The following is a 14,850-nucleotide window of genomic DNA, read 5'->3' as shown; positions in this document are numbered from 1 at the left end:
GGCGTGTGCTTGGCGGCTATGCCGCTCAGATGCTTTAAGTATACACAATATGGTGACGGCTGTCAACATGTTGTGGTGACGATGCTGCTATACTGTCTTCATGACTGACTCCATTAGACAAGCTGTTAAAAGGCGAATTGACGAGCTTGGGAAAAGCCAAGCCGAGGTGGCGCGAAGTCTAGGATTGCAGCGGCAGTATCTAGGCCGAATGCTAAACGAACACGTTGGAGAGGTTCCTGAAAGCTGGCAGCAACTTCTTGACGCTCTAAACCTCGAACTCTACGTCAGAGAAAAACCCTCGACTGCGAACAGCCAGAAGAGCTAGCTCTTGCAGAGCTAGTTGGGGGGCTGCTACATCCCACGGCTAAAGCACGTGGGTTTTGCAGCCCCCCATACCCCCAACTTCTATAAGAGGGCGCAAACAACCGGCGCGAAAAATCTCGCTCGGTCGCTCTGCACAGCACACGGTTCGCCGTACCGACCGGGCGACACTTCCTAGATGCGCGCTAAACGTATCCCGAGACGGCGGCGACGCACCCACCAGAGGCCACGCACGAGATCTTGAACCCATCCGCCTCGAAGGTCTACGCGTGGCCTAAGCCTTTGCTCCGGGGTCATGGCGCGGCCTCTGGCCCACAGCGGGTTTAGCGTTCGCTCCAGACGAACGTTCCGGGCACCGCGCCGGACTCGAGCCTTGCCGTCTCCCCCAGCGTCAAGATGGCCTGATTCCAACCAGAAACGAGGTTGAGCGCGACCGCCGCGGGCGCGAGGCTGCCGGGTAAGACGCACGCTGTGTCTAACTCGAGCGCCTCCTCGGTGTAGAGCCATACCGCGTCTTGTAGCAAGCTGTCGGGGAGACCAAGCGTATAGATGCCGAACACCTCGTCGGACTGCGCGGGCCCCGGGACGCTCGAGGCGACTGCGAGCAATAAGACGCCGAAAGTGTAGCTCTCGCCATTTTCACAGATCAGGGTGAATGGAAAGGGATCTTCGATATAGGCGTCGGGCGGGCTTAAAGGGACGCTAAACGAACCGTCTGCGGCCAGCGTGCCTCTGTAAGTGGGTTCGCTAAGCTCTACCCCATCGAACTCCGGGTCCCCTATGAAGGTCTCGGAGTAGCCACCCGTCAGCGTCACAAAGGCCTCCCCGTTCGTCCAGTTGAGCAGCGTTCCAGCGACCTCAGTGACCGGGAAGGTGTCGGGCACAGTGATGGGGGGCTCGTCGGGTGCAGGGTCGACTGGAGGTTGGGCGGCGGGGCAAGCGGTTAACAAGAGCGTGAGCACGGCTAGAAGCAGCAGGCGATGGGTCACGTTGTCCAGTCTCTCTCTGGGTCAAGACGATAGATACGGATGGTTACAACAACTGCGTCCGAACGCAGGGTACGGGGTCAACCTCCTCCACACCTCTAACGCACAGCGAGCGGTCTACACCTGGACGATCCGGAAAAATGAGCAGGTCGGCCGCGGAACTCGGCTGCAAGGGTTTGGCGATACGGATGTAGCCTCCCCCCTGCTGACCTTCGTCGTAGCACCACACCTCCAGCTCTGCTGGCGTACCGACGCGCACGTCATCGGGAAGCGTGACGCCTTCACCATACCTGCCTCGTTCGACAACAGGCGTTTCCACCAAGATGGTGCCAATCTTCAGGCGCGCTTTGATACCACCAGGACAGCTAGGCTCTTGTGCCATATCTTCGGAATTAAGGAGCATGAGGCTGATGTAGGGTGGTAAGGTCATAAAACAGCCGGTCAAGGTCGTTAGCACCAAAAACGACGCCACAAACGCTAAAAATTTAGTAGCGCTCAATGTAATACACCCCGACCTCCGCTTGTTTGTGGTCACTAATTACGTACCATTTGCTGGGTGTATCTAAAGTTTTTATCTTGATGATCCAGGGACCACCCTTCTTGTGTTTCAAAACTTGATACTCGGTCACCGGTGAGAAATGTCCGGACTTAGTGAGCCCGTCTTTGTCCAGCCAATATTCTGCAATCACAGGTCTGTTGTAGAGTCCCAGTTCTCGGTGCAGAATGGTGCCTTTTGCGCTCGCAGACGAAACATTGAAACGAAATTTAGAAAAGTTGTGGCCCATTCGGAGACGGTTGCCCGTACCCCGGCTGCTCGCTTGTTTACCCTGATCTTTGAGAAAGGCATTGCCGCCGTCTACATAATTCTTTCCGGTAGTCATCGTTCCTCTAACACTAAACAACCACCGACTAAAGTCGGAGGGTTTGAAAGAGCGACTGAAAGTCGGGATACGGGTCATAGACCCGTCAGTCCTCTGTCCTGAAGTTGTCCTCTCGGGTCGGCTCGAAGTGATGCTCCAGGTAGCTCTTGATCATCTCTTCCGTGACTTGCCCCACCGTCGCACAGAAGTACCCTCTAGCCCAAAAGTGCCGCCCCCAATAACGTGCTTTTAGCTTCGGATACTCCTCGAATAGCTTGCTCGCACTTCGCCCTTTGATCCGCCGCATGATCTCACTCGGCGCCATTGTCGGCGGCGCACTCACCAGAATATGCACGTGGTCGCTACTCACCACTCCGCTCAGAATCCGTATCTCGAACGCCTCGCAGGTTTGCCGCACCAACTCCCTAACACGCTCGGCTATGTCCCCTTTCAGCACCTTGTAGCGGTACTTCGTGACCCACACAAAGTGGTACTCGATGTTGAAGACGGTATGGCTGCCATAGCGATACTCCATCCGCCAAGGCTAGCAGATGAAATCTGACCGCCTAAAGGCGGTGGTTTCAACCTTACGCTTGGAATAATGAAGCACGATCCCATGTAGCTCGCAATAACAGGTCGTTCGTAGTGGCTTGACCTCATTGTCATGTTGACGGCAATTGAATCTACAGGGCTGTAGTCAACGTCATCTGATTCTCGTTTGCTCGACCGATAAGGCCAAAAGAATCCATACTTATCCTTACCAAACGGTTCACCATTGTATTTCTTATCATAGAAAACTTCGCCATCTGCCCATAATCGCCACACCAGGCTTATAAAAGACGCCGGACCGCATCCGAGAGGGGCGCCTTGTACAACTCCCCCTTTTGGAGCGCAATTTGGCATTTTGAAGGTATGCGTGTCTTTCCACCCGAAGAAGTATGGGTGTTGAGAGTACGCCCCGCTACGTGCTTGATGCCGCGGGTTAATGTAACCGTGCAGAAGGTCATAGCACACAGCAAACCCGAGAACATACTCACAAACGACCTTGGGGATCCTTCTCACCTGGGGTGTGAAGTTTTTGTTGTCTCGCAATAACTCAGCAGCCCGCTTCAGATTGAGACTTCCATCGGCAGAAGCCAAGTCAGGGTGGAGATCTAAGTTTAAAACGGCACTGGCTCGTGAAGTTGGTTCTAGGTAAGGTGCCCAGAGGGCGGCTAGCTGTTCTTGCAACTCTGGTGAGTTGTTAGCCGATACCATCTCATCGTAGTTACTTCTGAGAAAAGAGAGTAGTTCACTTTCCGCTGGAGCTCGCGTGTTGGGGTTCCAGTACACCCCATTGATATCTTGCAGCAAGAAGATGGTCGACATAGCCGCAACTACTCTTCTGAGCTTTCTCGGCCCCCCCATAGCTGTAATGGTATCTCTAAAATCTATAAGCGTTTCCAAGCCCACCCCGTTCATGGATTGAGGGTAGGAAGCCGTCGTTGCTCCCGTAATGGCTATATTCCAAGGGCTCCCCTCTAAATCTCCTTGCCATTCTTTACCACTCAATGTAGCGGCAAATGCCCAGAGCTCACCTATAGGAATGGGTGAAGTGACGGTTACATGAACGAAAGGGTTGCCATAGAAGTCTTCTACCGTAAGCGTTGCCATATGTAAATTACTGACACCTTGAAGACTCAAACCATTTTCCAAGGCGCGGTCAAGGCTTTGGAGCTGAGCAATAAGAGGGGGAACAGGCTGAGCATCCTGTAAAAGGTCGAATTCTTCTCCCGGAAGTGGACTTACGCTTTGACTACATCCAACCAGAGCAACCAAAATTAAATTAACAGACACAGAAAGAACCCATCGGCTACGGTGCATTCCTGCCTCCCCGTTGCCCCAGCCCATCACGATGGAACGGTCAACCGCTGGAGCGGTTTATCGTGGTTGACTGAGGTTAATATGCTCAAAAAAAAAAAATAGACGTCAAGCTCTATGGCCTTCTATGAACAAACGATTAAGACAGTTAAGGAGCGAGCATGCCGAAGGTGCGCTGCTTTCATGTCCGGAATTTGCCCCTGCATCGTTACTACGTAGAGGAATTATGTAACAAAAAAACGCAAGCCCTTTTGTTTGGCGACAAAGGCAAAAAGCCCGGCGAAGTAGATCTGCTTCTTACAACATAGGGGAAGGGAGTGGCCGCGCAAGCCACTCCCCTACCGAACCCCTACCGTCTAGAGCCGCGCGCGCAGCGCGCTCGAGGCGTCTAGGAGCGGTTGTCCCTGCGCCTCCGTGAGCGCACCCCGCCGCACAAGGCGGCGCACGCCGTCCTCGAAGCGCCTCAGCGACCGTTCGGCCTGACGCGTCTGACCGCGGTTGAGATGCCGCTCGGCGCTGTCTAGGTCGGTCACGAGCGCCCGCAGCTGACCCCGGTTGAGGCCGAGGGCCTCGACCTGGGCTCTAAGCGCCGCCAAAGCCGCCTGCGGGGTCGGTTCGGGCGCCGGCTCGCCCGTGAGCGACAACCCGATGATCACCGGGTCGTGGTCCGACGAGCGGTAGGGCGTCGGCGTAAAGCGGTCCTCACCGCCGAAGCGCGGCGCCGAATCGTACTCCAAGGCGCGCGGTTCGTCGGGGTTGATGTGCCAGATGTCGACGCCGGTGACCTGCGCGGCGAGGCTCGGCGAGGCGAGCGCGTAGTCGAGCGTCCCCGACTCGCCGTCGAAGACGAAGGAGTAGCGCGCCGCGTCCTGAAGGCGCAAGGTGAGGTTTTCAAAGCCGCTACCGGTCAGCACCGCGATGGGGTCCTCCAGGGCGTAGGCGTTGAGGTCGCCCATGAGGAGCACGTCGGTGTCGCCGTGCGCCGCTTTGAGGTCGGCGGCGAACGCCGCGAGCGCCTGCGACTGCTCCGTGCGGAGCTGGTTGAAGCAGCCCTCGAAAGCCTGCTCGGTGTCGCCGGGGCGGGCGTCGAAGCCCTCGCTGCAGCGTTTGGACTTGTGGTGCGCCACCACGGCGGTAAAGAGGCCGTGCGGCGCCCCGCGCTGCCGGAAGGTGGCAGCCACGGGGGGGCGGTTGTGGACGCTCGCGCTGTCGCTCGCCACGGCCACGAGCTCGAGCGCGGCGGGTTTGTAGATGAACGTCTGCTTGATGGCGTCGGTACCGGTGTCGGCGGGGTCGGGGACGACCGCGTAGACCTCGCTCCCGTACACCGCGTTGAGGCCGTCGACGAGGTTGCGGATCGCCGAGCCCTCGCCGTCGCCGTTGTTCTCGATCTCGATGAGGCCCACCACGTCGGCGTCGATGCGGCGGAGCGCCGCGAACAGCTTCGCGCGCTGACGGGCGAACTGGGCGGCGTCACCGGCGCCGCGCGAACCGAAGGTCGTAAAGTAGTTGAGCACGTTAAACGACGCGACCTTGAGGTCGCCACCGACATCTGCCGGCGCCGCGGGGCGCGGGTTGGTCGGCACGAACTCGGGCGCGGTGGTGTCCAGCACGTGCAGGCGGTAGTCCTCGGGGCCCGACGCGGCGAAGGTGCTCGGGCGCCCGAAGCTCATCACCCCCGTGACGCCCCCCCGCATGGTGTCGCCGACGCGGATGGTGTCCTCTAGGTCGCGGCTCAAAAAGGGGATGAGCTCGGGGTTCTGCACGGCGCTGCCGTCGTCGATGATCAGGCGGCGGCGCACGTTGTCCGCGCGGATCGCCGCGGGCGCCCCCGGCACGTTGCCGTTGTTCGGGTGAAAGAGCCTCCCGCCCGCGGCGACGCTCAGCATCCCGAAGCGGCCCAGCACGAAGGTCTCGGTGACGGTGAGGTCTTGCGGGAGCGTGGTGAGCATGCCGACGTAGGGTGCGCGCGCGTCGGGGTCTAAGGGGAGCGTCAGGGTGACGGGTTCGACCTCGACGCCCACCAAGCAGGTCGTGAGCTCCGAGACGGCGGTGAGCTGCGTCGCCCCCTGAAACGAGCCGACGCGCGCGGTGATGCGCAGCAGGTCGCCGGGCCCCAGCGCCGCGTCCCGAAAAGCGCTGCCGGCCGGGGTAAAGACGAACACGCCGTCGGAGGCGGCCGGGAAGGCCGTCTGCTCGACGTCTTGCAGGAAAAAGCCGCTTAGCCCCTCCCGGAAGTCCGCCGTGACGACCCCCTCGACCGTCACCGTACCGGTCGCCGCACCCGACTGCACCGCGTGGATGGGGGTGCTCGGGAGGTCGCACGCCGCCGGTTGGGGTTCGGTGCCGCCCCCCTCGCCCGTGGCCACCCCCGAGATGGTCACGTTGTCGAAGCGCCAGGTTCCGGCCGCGCTCGAGGCGCCGTACCCGTAGATGCGCAGCGCGACCCGTTCCCGGTCGCTTAACGCCTCGACGCCGCTCAGGTCGAAGCTCTGGGTGCGAAAGCTCGTGTTGCCGGGCAGCGTTCGCGTCGGGGTCACCGCTTCGGGCAGCGCGGTGAACGTCACTCCGTCGGTGCTGTAGCGCACCTCGAACGCGCTCGGCCCCGTGCCAGAGCGGCGCTCGTCGAAGCGCAGCGTCAGCTCGCTCACCCCTCGCGTGCTGAGCGCAAACTCGACCCACTTGGCCGTGTCCAAACCCTCTGTGCTCCACCCCGAGAAGCTCCACGCGCTCCCGCTCGGCGGACTCCCCTGCACGAAGCTCTCGCCCATGAGCCCCGGCCCCGCCGTCGCCGCAGCGCTCCCCAGCGCGGGCTCGAGCGTGGCGTCGTCAAACGTCCACTGCGCGATGACCCTGGGGGCGGCTTGCGGCGCCGCCGGCAGCGGCAGCTCGCTCGCGCCACACGCGGTGAGTACCAGCAGCGCGGCCACCCACGCTCCAGCTAGCCTTTTCATACGGCCTCCTCCAAACAGGTTCTGGGTGCCCCCCGCGCGACACGGCGCCCGTTGCGACGGACGCGGAGGTTCGCGCACGGGAGCACCGTAACACCTGCCGCCCCCCCTCGGGTCAGGAAACGGTCAAGCGCTGGAAGGTGCCGCGACGCGAACGCGCTCTAAGCAAAAAAGCACGCGCACGGGACGCCTCCGTGCGCGTGCGCCGTGCCCGACGAGGGCACGCGGTGAAGACCCCTGCGCTTACTTCGTCTGCGCGTACAGCTCGCTCACTTTGGGCCAGTTGACGACGTTCCAGAACGCCTGGATGTACTCGGGGCGGCGGTTTTGGTACTTGAGGTAGTACGCGTGCTCCCACACGTCGAGGCCCAGGATGGCGTGCTTGCCCTCCATCATGGGGTTGTCCTGGTTGGGGGTGCTGGTGATCGAGAGCTTGCCGTTTTCGGAGACGAGCCACGCCCACCCCGAACCGAAGCGGTTGGCGGCCGCCTCGCTGAACTTCTCCTTAAAGGCCGCGAACGAGCCGAAGTCGCGGGCGATGGCCTCGGCAAGCTCGCCGGTGGGTTCGCCGCCCCCCTGCGGGCTCAGCCACTCCCAGAAGAGGTTGTGGTTGTAGTAGCCGCCGCCGTTGTTGCGCACCGCCGCGGGCAGGTTCTCAGCGCCCTTGCGGAGGATCTCCTCGATCGAGAGCCCCTCGAGCTCGGTCCCTTGAACCGCGTCGTTAAGCTTCGTGGTGTAGGTGCCGTGGTGCTTGTCGTGGTGGATCTCCATCGTCTTGGCGTCGATGTGGGGCTCGAGCGCGTCTGTTGGGTAAGGCAGATCGGGCAGATTAAAGGCCATCAGATGCTCCTCTCTCGGGCGCTTGCGCGCCCTAGACCAAGCGTACCGCAAGCGTCAACCGCCCTCACGGGTCTTCTGGAGGCTAGCAGAGGCGCCTCCAAGGAACCTCTTCTGGGCTTACAAAGCCGCTCACTCGGCGCCGTGGCGCAGGCGCACGCCACCCGCCTGGGTGCCGACGGCGGGGACCATGGTGATGTCGACCCCCGTGACGGGGGGCACGACCGTCACCGCTTGGTCCCCCTGCACGTGCACACCGACCGGCTCACCGACGTCGAGCTGACCGTTGCCGTTAAGGTCGTTCCACGCGAACACGTAGTAGCTCCCCGGCGGCACATCGGGGATGGTGTAGCTGGCGCTCGTCCCGCTCTCCGCGATCTGCACCGAAGGCAGCGCGGCGACGTCACAGACGTCCGCCTCCGCGACCACGACGGGGCAGGCGAAGACGTAGGTGCCCTGCACGTCAACGGTCGGTGTCGGCGTCACGGGGGGGGCGTCCGGGCGTTCGACAAAGACGCTCAAGGTAGCCGTGCGGGTGAGCCCGCCGCCGACGGCCTGCACGGTGAGCTCAAAGGTGCCCGAGAGCTCGGCGTCGGCGCTCAGCGTCAGGGTGCTGCTCCCGCCCGCCGTGCTCTGCGGCGAGAAGGTCGCGCTGAGGCCGCTCGGCACCCCCTGGACGCTCAGGGCGACCTCGCCGTCAAAGTTCGCACGGCTGATGCTCACCTCCACGTCGGCGCTCTCCCCCGCCGTGAGGGAGAGCGTCGCGGGGCTCAAGCCGAGCGCGAAGTTGGGCGCAGCCGGCGCCTGGAGCGCCCTTAGCGCGGCCGCCGCATCGATAAGCCCAGCGCCGCAGCCGACGCTGCAGCCGGAGATCGGCGTCGCGGTGCGGGCCAAGAGGTCGCGCACCTGCGGCCCCGTCAGCCCCGGGCGGAGGGTTTTCATCAACGCGACGAGCCCCGCGACGTGGGGCGCCGCCATCGAGGTGCCGTCGAGGTAGCCGTAGGTGTCCTGGCCGCTTGCGGGATCGCGCAGCGTGCTCAGGACGCCGTCGGGCTCGCCGTCACCGGTGTCGTCGCGGCCGAGGTCGCCCCCCGGCGCCATCACGTCGATGCGCGCGCCGAAGTTCGAGTACCCCGCGCGCACCCCGCGGGCGTCCGTCGCCCCGACCGTGATGACGTTGCCGCAGCTCGCCGGGGTCACCCCGCTCGCGTCGGTGTTGTCGTTCCCCGCCGCCACGACGACCGTCGCGCCGGTCGCGACCGCGCGGTCGAACGCCTCTTGCAGGGCGGGCACCTCGCTGCAGAGAAAGGGGCCGCCGAGGCTCAGGTTAAGGACGCGGGCGGGGTTGGGGTTGTCGGGGACGTCGGGAACCGGCAGACCCACGCTCCAGTAGATGCCGTCGATGGCGTCGGCGAGGTTGCCGCCGCTCTGCCCGAGGACCCGCACCGGCAGCAGGCGCGCGCCCCAACTCACCCCGGCGACGCCGACGCCGTTGTCGGTCGCTGCCGCCACGGTACCCGCGACGTGCGTGCCGTGGTAGCTCGAGCCCCCCCCGGGGTCGGTCGCGTCGGCGCCGCGCCCCTCGACCGTCACGAAGCTGTAACCGGGGAGCAGCTTGCTGGCGAGGTCGGGGTGCCCCGTCGCGACGCCCGTGTCGAGCACGGCGACGGTCACCGGCCCCCCCGTGGTGATCGCCCACGCCTCGGGCAGGTTGATCGCGCGGTAGTGCCACTGACCGGCGTAGAGCGGGTCGTTGGGTTCGGCGAACGCCTCTACCAGGTAGTTGGGGTGCGCGTAGAGCACGTCCTCCCGGGCCCTCAGTGCCGAGACGGCGGCCAACGTCGCCTCGCGCGCGGCGCTCGCGGTACCGAGCTCCGCCGCTGCGACCCGGTAGAGCTGCGCCCCCTCCCCCCCGACGGGGCGCACGGGCGCGAGCGAACGCCCGGCGGCCTGGAGCGTCCCCTGCGCCGTCAGCGCCTCGCGAAACTTGACGATGACCTCCCCCGGCACAAAGGGCGCCGTCGCGCTTGCCCCCGCCCCGACCGGCACCGTTCCGACGACGCTCACCGTACCGGAGATGTCGCCCCCGGGCCCCGGCGCTGGACCCGGGCCAGGACCGGGAGCGGCGCGATACGTCACGGAGACCTGCGCGGTCGCGTTCGCGCGCACCTGAGCGGGTGAACCGGAGACCTGCGGCGCGTAGCCCGCGACGCTCTGGGCGCTCACCGTATAGCTCCCCGGCGCCAGGTTGGTGATCGTTTGGCTTTGGGTCAGCGTCCTCGCAAAGCCCCCCGGCCCAGCGACCTGCACCGCAGCAGCTTGCCCCGCGGGCAACCCGAAGATGTCGAGCCGCAGCGCCCCCGTCGGAGCGTCCTCGCGCGTCCCGCACGCGGTGAGTAACAGGAGCGCCAGCAGGGCGGCGAGCCCCCGAGCACCCCCCCGGAGCGCGTGCAGGGGTGCGGCGCGGCGCCCTTCAGGCGCAAACTTGTGTACGTTCATCGGTCCTCCACGCTCTTTGTTTTAGCACCTCGGTGTGCGCGCCTCGCGGGCAGCGGCGACTTACGGGTGACGTAGCAGCCCAACGCTCGCCGGCGGCGCGCGGCTTAAAGCGAACGCGTCGGTCGAGCAGCGCGCCTAGCGGCGGCGCCCCGCCGCCTCGAGGCAGGCCTGGTAGGTCTCGAGGTCGCGCTGGCCAAAGAGCACGACGGTCACCCGTAAAGGCGCGTTCGCCGCGAGCGCCTGGCGGATCTCGCGGAGCGCGATCGGCGCCGCCCGCTCGATGGGAAAGCCGTAGGCGCCCGTACTGATCGATGGGAAGGCGAGCGAGCGCAGCGCGTGCTCCCGCGCAAGCGCAAAGCAGCTCCGGTAACAGCGCGCCAAGAGCTCGTCCTCACGGTGCGCGCCGCCCCGCCAGACGGGGCCGACGGTGTGTATGACAAAGCGCGCGCTCAGGTTGTAACCCGGCGTCAGCTTGGCCTCGCCGGTAGGGCACCCCCCGAGGGTGCGGCACGCCGCTAACAGCTCGGGGCCCGCCGCGCGGTGAATCGCCCCGTCGACCCCCCCGCCGCCTAAGAGCGAGCTATTCGCGGCGTTGACGATCGCGTCGACGCGCATCTCGGTGATGTCGCCCCGGATGAGCGTCAACCGGTCCGCCCCGAGGTCAGGGTGATGCCCGAGGTCAGGGTGATGTAGGTCGCCTGAGCGCCCCTCGCCTGAGATGTCCGACATGCGAGCAGCATAGCGTAGGGTACGCTGCCGAATATGAGCCCCCGACCCTCTGACGCCGCCCCCGCCGAGCGCCCGAGCACCGTGCCGGCGCTTCTAGCGACGCTCCCCCAACGGGGACGCCTCGAGGCGATCGTGTTGCGCAAGGAGCGGCGCGGCGCCGCCGAACGCGTCGCGCGAGCCGAGGCGGTCGCGGGCGTCGGGCTCGTCGGCGACCACCGCAGCGCCCGCGCGCAGCCCCGCCCGAGCGGCCGCCAAGTGAGCCTCATCCAAGCCGAGCACCTGCCGGTCATCGCCGCGCTCGCGGGGCTGCCCGACGCCTCGGAGCTGCCGGAGCGGCTGCGGCGCAACCTGGTGGTCTCGGGGGTCAACCTCATCGCGCTGCAGGGGTGGCGGTTTCGCGTGGGTGAGGTCGTGCTCGAGAGCAGCGGCCTCTGCCACCCCTGCTCGCGGATGGAAGCGGCGCTCGGGCCGGGCGGCTACAACGCCGTGCGGGGGCACGGCGGGCTGCTCGCGCGCGCCCTCACGGGGGGCAGCCTCGTCGTCGGCGACCCCGTCGTGCCGCTAGAGCGCTTGCCGCTCAGCCAACCTTGAGCGCCCCTCAAGCCGCGACCCGAACGAGCACCCGCCCTTGGGTCCGCCCCGCCAAGATGGCGTCGATCTTGGCGTCTAGGTCTTCCAGGGTGATCTCGTCGGTAATGCTCGAGAGGTCGACCTTCCACGGCCCAGCGAGCTTCTCCCACACGCGGCGGCGCAGCGGCATCGGGCACTCGGCCGAATCGATCCCCAAGAGGCTGACCCCGCGCAGGATAAAGGGGAAGACCGTGAGCGAGAGCTCGGGGCCGCCCACGAGGCCGCACGCGGCGGCCGCGGCGCGGGGGCGCAGCGACTTGACGACGTTGCTGAGCGTCTCCCCCCCGACCGTGTCCACGGCCCCCGCAAAGCGGCCCTTGAGCAGCGGCCGCTCGGAGGGTTCGGCGAGCTCCTCGCGGGGGAGGATCGCCGCCGCCCCCAGCGCCTTCAGCCACGCGTGGGCCGCTTCGGTGCCGGTGCTCGCCAGCGTCTCGAAGCCCAGGTGAGCGAGGAGCGCGACCGCCACGCTGCCGACGCCGCCCGAGGCGCCCGTCACCACGACCGGGCCGTCTTCGGGCTTGAGCCCCCGCTCCAAGAGCGCCTCGAGGCAGAGCCCGGCGGTCAGCCCGGCGGTGCCCAGCACCATCGCGTCGCGGACGCTGAGCCCTGACGGCAGCGGGACGACCCACTCGGCGGGCACCCGGATCCGTTCCCCGAACCCGCCCGGTGTGTTCATCCCGAGGTCGTACGAGGTGACGATCACCTCGTCGCCGGGACGAAACCGCGGGTCCGCGGAGGAGAGCACCCGCCCCGCCGCGTCGATGCCGGGCGTGTGGGGGTAACGCTTCGTGACGCCCGGGTTGCCGGTCGCCGACAGGGCGTCTTTGTAGTTGAGCGACGAGTAGTGCACCTCGACCGTCACCGGATGCTCCGGCAGCGTCTCCGGCGACAGCTCCTGGACGCCGCGGCGGAACGTCTCCCCCTCTTTGGTTACGCGAAACGCGCGAAACGTGTTCATCCGTTCACCCCTTCGGGGTCACTATACCCAGGAGGTCGGGAGGACCCAGGGCAACCCGCCCGGCGCGTGCGACACACCTCGAGGCGCGTAGATCGGCGCAGCGCTGTCTAGCACGCACCTTCCGAAGGCGCTCTCCCGCCACCCTTTCGGGGTGAGACCTGCATCTTCCGGTGCAACCATTTTTTGGCATTGCTTGGGGTCACCGCCTAAAGACCTCGAGCCAGGGGTCAGGGTCAAGCACCCGACAGCGCCGCCACCTCAACGCACGGTACATTGAAGCCATGGCTACGAAGAGCAGAACGGTTCGCAAGGGCAAAGTCAGCAAGTATCAGCAAAAGCGCTCGTGGAAGGGACTCCTCATCGGCCTCGGGCTCGCGCTGCTGGTGCTCGTCCCCGCAGGGATCAACCTCTACCGGCAGTCGCAGCTGCCGGGGGAACGGTTTGCAAGCCTCGGCAACGCCCACATCAGCCCCGGCGCGCCGACCCCGGCGTACAACTCGAACCCGCCGACCTCCGGGCCGCACTATCCGAGCATCGCCGGCTGGGGCTCCTACACCGAGGTGCAGCCCGACGAGCTTTTGGTGCACAACATGGAGGACGCCGGGGTCATCTTGTGGTACCGCATGGGCACGCCCGAAGAGAACCGGGCGCACGTCGAGGCGCTTGAGAACGCGTACGACGCCCGCCGTTACCGCCGCGTGGTGATCGCCCCGCGCGAGGAACTCGAGACGCAGTACGCCATGACCGCTTGGCAGCGGTTGCAGACGTTTGACGAGATCGACCCGGACGAGATCAATGCCTTTATGGAGGCGTACGAGGGCGTCGACCATCACCCCTACTAGGCTTTAGACGACCCCTTGAGGAGCAGTGCCGGGGAGGGTTAACCCTCCCCTTTTTCATGCTGCGCTTGCCACGGCCAGCGCCCGAGGATCTCGGCCTCGAGCGAAAAACTCAAAAAGGTGCGGATGAGGACGATCCCCGCTAGCACACCCAAGTTTTCAAAAGAGGGCTCTAAGGCCACCGTACCGATGATGTCGGCGGCCACTAGAAACTCGAGCCCCAAAAGGATACCGCGACCGAGGTTGCTGCGGTAGCGGTTGTAAGCGCCCCTCGAGCCGCGCGCAAGTTGCAGCAGAAACGCCCCCGTCGACACGAGGACGCCAAGGAGGATCACGGCGATACCCGCAAGCTCGATCACGACACCCGCGGTGTGTGCAAACACCTCGAAGAAGGCTTCCATATCCCTCCTTGGGCGGCGCCCCCCGGCTCAACCTGCGTATCCGGTCTGCAACTCGTCCAGACGAGACTTAGAGGCTCTGGAGCAGCTCCCGGCAGCGCGCTTCGCAGGTCCGGCACGCCTCCATGCAGATGCGGCAGTGCTCGTGCATGTCCTTGTGCTCGGCGCACGAGTCGCCGCAGACTTTGCAGGCCACCGCGCACGCCTCGAGCTGCGCGCGCAAGATCGCCGCGTCCGTCTGCGTCTGGCGCGCCACGAGGCGGGCGGTCGCCGCGCAGACGTCCGCGCAGTCGAGGTCGCTGCGGATGCACTCCCTTAAGTGAGCGACGCTCTCCTCGGCGAGACAGGCGTCCGCGCACGAGGTGCAGGTGGCGGCGCACTGCAAACAGGCCTCCAAGCAGGCCACCTGCGCGTCCGTCGCGGTCGCGTTCGGATGGGTTTTGAGCATCTCTTGCAGCATCGTTTCTCCCTAGCAGTCGGTTCGTACTTACAGCCAACTCGCGCTCACGGCAAATCGCATGCCAAAACCGCATGCCAAGCGTTGTAGCTGGCTGCACCTCCCAGACGTCAGTCTTCTCTTGCATCTAACGCCGCACGCACCGACGGAACCGTATCGGGGCTCACGATGGCGCAGCGAGGTGCGTCCGCTCGGTAACACACCACCCGTAACGCTTCGTACGTGTTGTGCTCCTAGACGCCGGATATGATGGCGTCAAAGGAGAGGCTATGGCAACCTACAAAACCGAACTCAACATCGAGGGGATGACCTGCGAGCACTGCGTCAAAGCCGTTAAAGGGGCGCTCGAGCGCGTCCCCGGCGTCGAACGCGCCGAGGTCGATTTGGAGGCGCAGCGCGCCAGCGTCGAGGGTGCCGCCGACGTCCAGGTGCTGCTCCGCGCCGTCGAAGAGGAGGGCTACCGCGCGAGTTTAGACACGCAGACCGCCCTCTAAAGGCTAGGGGCTCTCACCCTCTTTAAGGCCA

At 65.1% G+C, this 14,850-nt stretch carries 15 protein-coding genes; 4 read left to right on the top strand and 11 right to left on the bottom strand.

Annotation, left to right across the window (positions count from 1 at the left end):
• The first annotated feature begins 100 nt into the window (after nucleotides 1-100).
• Entirely contained in the window at nucleotides 101-325 is a 225-nt protein-coding gene (locus TRAD_RS15940) for a helix-turn-helix domain-containing protein (protein WP_148221172.1), read from the top strand.
• 319 nt (nucleotides 326-644) lie between these two features.
• Here the strand turns inward: TRAD_RS15940 and TRAD_RS02740 are convergent, their stop codons facing one another.
• The 8 genes from TRAD_RS02740 to TRAD_RS02715 form a co-directional block, all read right to left on the bottom strand.
• Nucleotides 645-1,310 (bottom strand): hypothetical protein, encoded by a 666-nt coding sequence (locus TRAD_RS02740; protein WP_013177061.1) that lies wholly within the window; start codon nucleotides 1,308-1,310, stop codon nucleotides 645-647.
• Between the two features lie 43 nt (nucleotides 1,311-1,353).
• Nucleotides 1,354-1,779 (bottom strand): hypothetical protein, encoded by a 426-nt coding sequence (locus tag TRAD_RS15935; protein WP_148221171.1) that lies wholly within the window; start codon nucleotides 1,777-1,779, stop codon nucleotides 1,354-1,356.
• A gap of 13 nt (nucleotides 1,780-1,792) precedes the next feature.
• A complete protein-coding gene (locus TRAD_RS15930) occupies nucleotides 1,793-2,188 on the bottom strand; it encodes a hypothetical protein (protein ID WP_013177060.1) in 396 nt (131 codons plus the stop codon).
• A gap of 85 nt (nucleotides 2,189-2,273) precedes the next feature.
• Nucleotides 2,274-2,702: an IS200/IS605 family transposase gene (gene tnpA, locus TRAD_RS02735; RefSeq protein ID WP_013177059.1), complete on the bottom strand. Its 429-nt coding sequence runs from the start codon at nucleotides 2,700-2,702 to the stop codon at nucleotides 2,274-2,276.
• A 1,681-nt stretch (nucleotides 2,703-4,383) separates the two neighbouring features.
• Nucleotides 4,384-6,981: an ExeM/NucH family extracellular endonuclease gene (locus TRAD_RS02730; protein WP_013177058.1), complete on the bottom strand. Its 2,598-nt coding sequence runs from the start codon at nucleotides 6,979-6,981 to the stop codon at nucleotides 4,384-4,386.
• Between the two features lie 240 nt (nucleotides 6,982-7,221).
• A complete protein-coding gene (locus TRAD_RS02725) occupies nucleotides 7,222-7,818 on the bottom strand; it encodes a superoxide dismutase (protein WP_013177057.1) in 597 nt (198 codons plus the stop codon).
• A gap of 129 nt (nucleotides 7,819-7,947) precedes the next feature.
• A complete protein-coding gene (locus TRAD_RS02720) occupies nucleotides 7,948-10,314 on the bottom strand; it encodes a S8 family serine peptidase (RefSeq protein ID WP_013177056.1) in 2,367 nt (788 codons plus the stop codon).
• Nucleotides 10,315-10,449: 135 nt separating this feature from the next.
• Nucleotides 10,450-10,959, bottom strand: coding sequence for an O-acetyl-ADP-ribose deacetylase (locus tag TRAD_RS02715; protein ID WP_013177055.1), 510 nt, complete (start codon nucleotides 10,957-10,959; stop codon nucleotides 10,450-10,452).
• Nucleotides 10,960-11,076: 117 nt separating this feature from the next.
• Here TRAD_RS02715 and TRAD_RS02710 point away from each other — a divergent pair, with 117 nt between their 5' ends.
• Nucleotides 11,077-11,634, top strand: coding sequence for an MOSC domain-containing protein (locus tag TRAD_RS02710; protein WP_013177054.1), 558 nt, complete (start codon nucleotides 11,077-11,079; stop codon nucleotides 11,632-11,634).
• A gap of 7 nt (nucleotides 11,635-11,641) precedes the next feature.
• Here the strand turns inward: TRAD_RS02710 and TRAD_RS02705 are convergent, their stop codons facing one another.
• Nucleotides 11,642-12,631, bottom strand: coding sequence for a YhdH/YhfP family quinone oxidoreductase (locus TRAD_RS02705; protein WP_013177053.1), 990 nt, complete (start codon nucleotides 12,629-12,631; stop codon nucleotides 11,642-11,644).
• A 281-nt stretch (nucleotides 12,632-12,912) separates the two neighbouring features.
• On the opposite strand from TRAD_RS02705, the gene TRAD_RS14990 reads away from it, so the two are divergent.
• On the top strand, nucleotides 12,913-13,473 hold the full coding sequence (locus TRAD_RS14990; protein ID WP_013177052.1) for a thioredoxin-like domain-containing protein: 561 nt from the start codon (nucleotides 12,913-12,915) through the stop codon (nucleotides 13,471-13,473).
• Between the two features lie 38 nt (nucleotides 13,474-13,511).
• Here TRAD_RS14990 and TRAD_RS02695 read toward each other — a convergent pair whose 3' ends face one another.
• Both TRAD_RS02695 and TRAD_RS02690 read right to left on the bottom strand, forming a co-directional pair.
• On the bottom strand, nucleotides 13,512-13,871 hold the full coding sequence (locus TRAD_RS02695) for a DUF1622 domain-containing protein (RefSeq protein WP_013177051.1): 360 nt from the start codon (nucleotides 13,869-13,871) through the stop codon (nucleotides 13,512-13,514).
• Nucleotides 13,872-13,938: 67 nt separating this feature from the next.
• Nucleotides 13,939-14,328, bottom strand: coding sequence for a four-helix bundle copper-binding protein (locus TRAD_RS02690; RefSeq protein ID WP_013177050.1), 390 nt, complete (start codon nucleotides 14,326-14,328; stop codon nucleotides 13,939-13,941).
• 266 nt (nucleotides 14,329-14,594) lie between these two features.
• Between TRAD_RS02690 and TRAD_RS02685 the strand changes: the two genes are divergently transcribed.
• Nucleotides 14,595-14,819, top strand: coding sequence for a CopZ family metallochaperone (locus TRAD_RS02685; RefSeq protein ID WP_013177049.1), 225 nt, complete (start codon nucleotides 14,595-14,597; stop codon nucleotides 14,817-14,819).
• Nucleotides 14,820-14,850: the final 31 nt, after the last annotated feature.

Origin of the sequence: Truepera radiovictrix DSM 17093 (genome assembly GCF_000092425.1) — a bacterium.
Classification (GTDB): domain Bacteria; phylum Deinococcota; class Deinococci; order Deinococcales; family Trueperaceae; genus Truepera; species Truepera radiovictrix.
Note: the sequence above shows the minus strand (reverse complement) of the source record. Positions and strands in the feature narration are given on the sequence as shown.

Excerpts from the sequence above, each read along its gene's own strand:
- TRAD_RS02725 (WP_013177057.1), bottom strand. The coding sequence starts at position 7,818 with ATGGCCTTTAATCTGCCCGATCTGCCTTACCCAACAGACGCGCTCGAG.
- TRAD_RS02730 (WP_013177058.1), bottom strand. The coding sequence starts at position 6,981 with ATGAAAAGGCTAGCTGGAGCGTGGGTGGCCGCGCTGCTGGTACTCACC.
- TRAD_RS02710 (WP_013177054.1), top strand. The coding sequence starts at position 11,077 with ATGAGCCCCCGACCCTCTGACGCCGCCCCCGCCGAGCGCCCGAGCACC.
- TRAD_RS02685 (WP_013177049.1), top strand. The coding sequence starts at position 14,595 with ATGGCAACCTACAAAACCGAACTCAACATCGAGGGGATGACCTGCGAG.
- TRAD_RS02690 (WP_013177050.1), bottom strand. The coding sequence starts at position 14,328 with ATGCTGCAAGAGATGCTCAAAACCCATCCGAACGCGACCGCGACGGAC.
- TRAD_RS14990 (WP_013177052.1), top strand. The coding sequence starts at position 12,913 with ATGGCTACGAAGAGCAGAACGGTTCGCAAGGGCAAAGTCAGCAAGTAT.
- TRAD_RS02705 (WP_013177053.1), bottom strand. The coding sequence starts at position 12,631 with ATGAACACGTTTCGCGCGTTTCGCGTAACCAAAGAGGGGGAGACGTTC.
- TRAD_RS02695 (WP_013177051.1), bottom strand. The coding sequence starts at position 13,871 with ATGGAAGCCTTCTTCGAGGTGTTTGCACACACCGCGGGTGTCGTGATC.
- TRAD_RS15930 (WP_013177060.1), bottom strand. The coding sequence starts at position 2,188 with ATGACTACCGGAAAGAATTATGTAGACGGCGGCAATGCCTTTCTCAAA.
- tnpA (WP_013177059.1), bottom strand. The coding sequence starts at position 2,702 with ATGGAGTATCGCTATGGCAGCCATACCGTCTTCAACATCGAGTACCAC.
- TRAD_RS15940 (WP_148221172.1), top strand. The coding sequence starts at position 101 with ATGACTGACTCCATTAGACAAGCTGTTAAAAGGCGAATTGACGAGCTT.
- TRAD_RS02720 (WP_013177056.1), bottom strand. The coding sequence starts at position 10,314 with ATGAACGTACACAAGTTTGCGCCTGAAGGGCGCCGCGCCGCACCCCTG.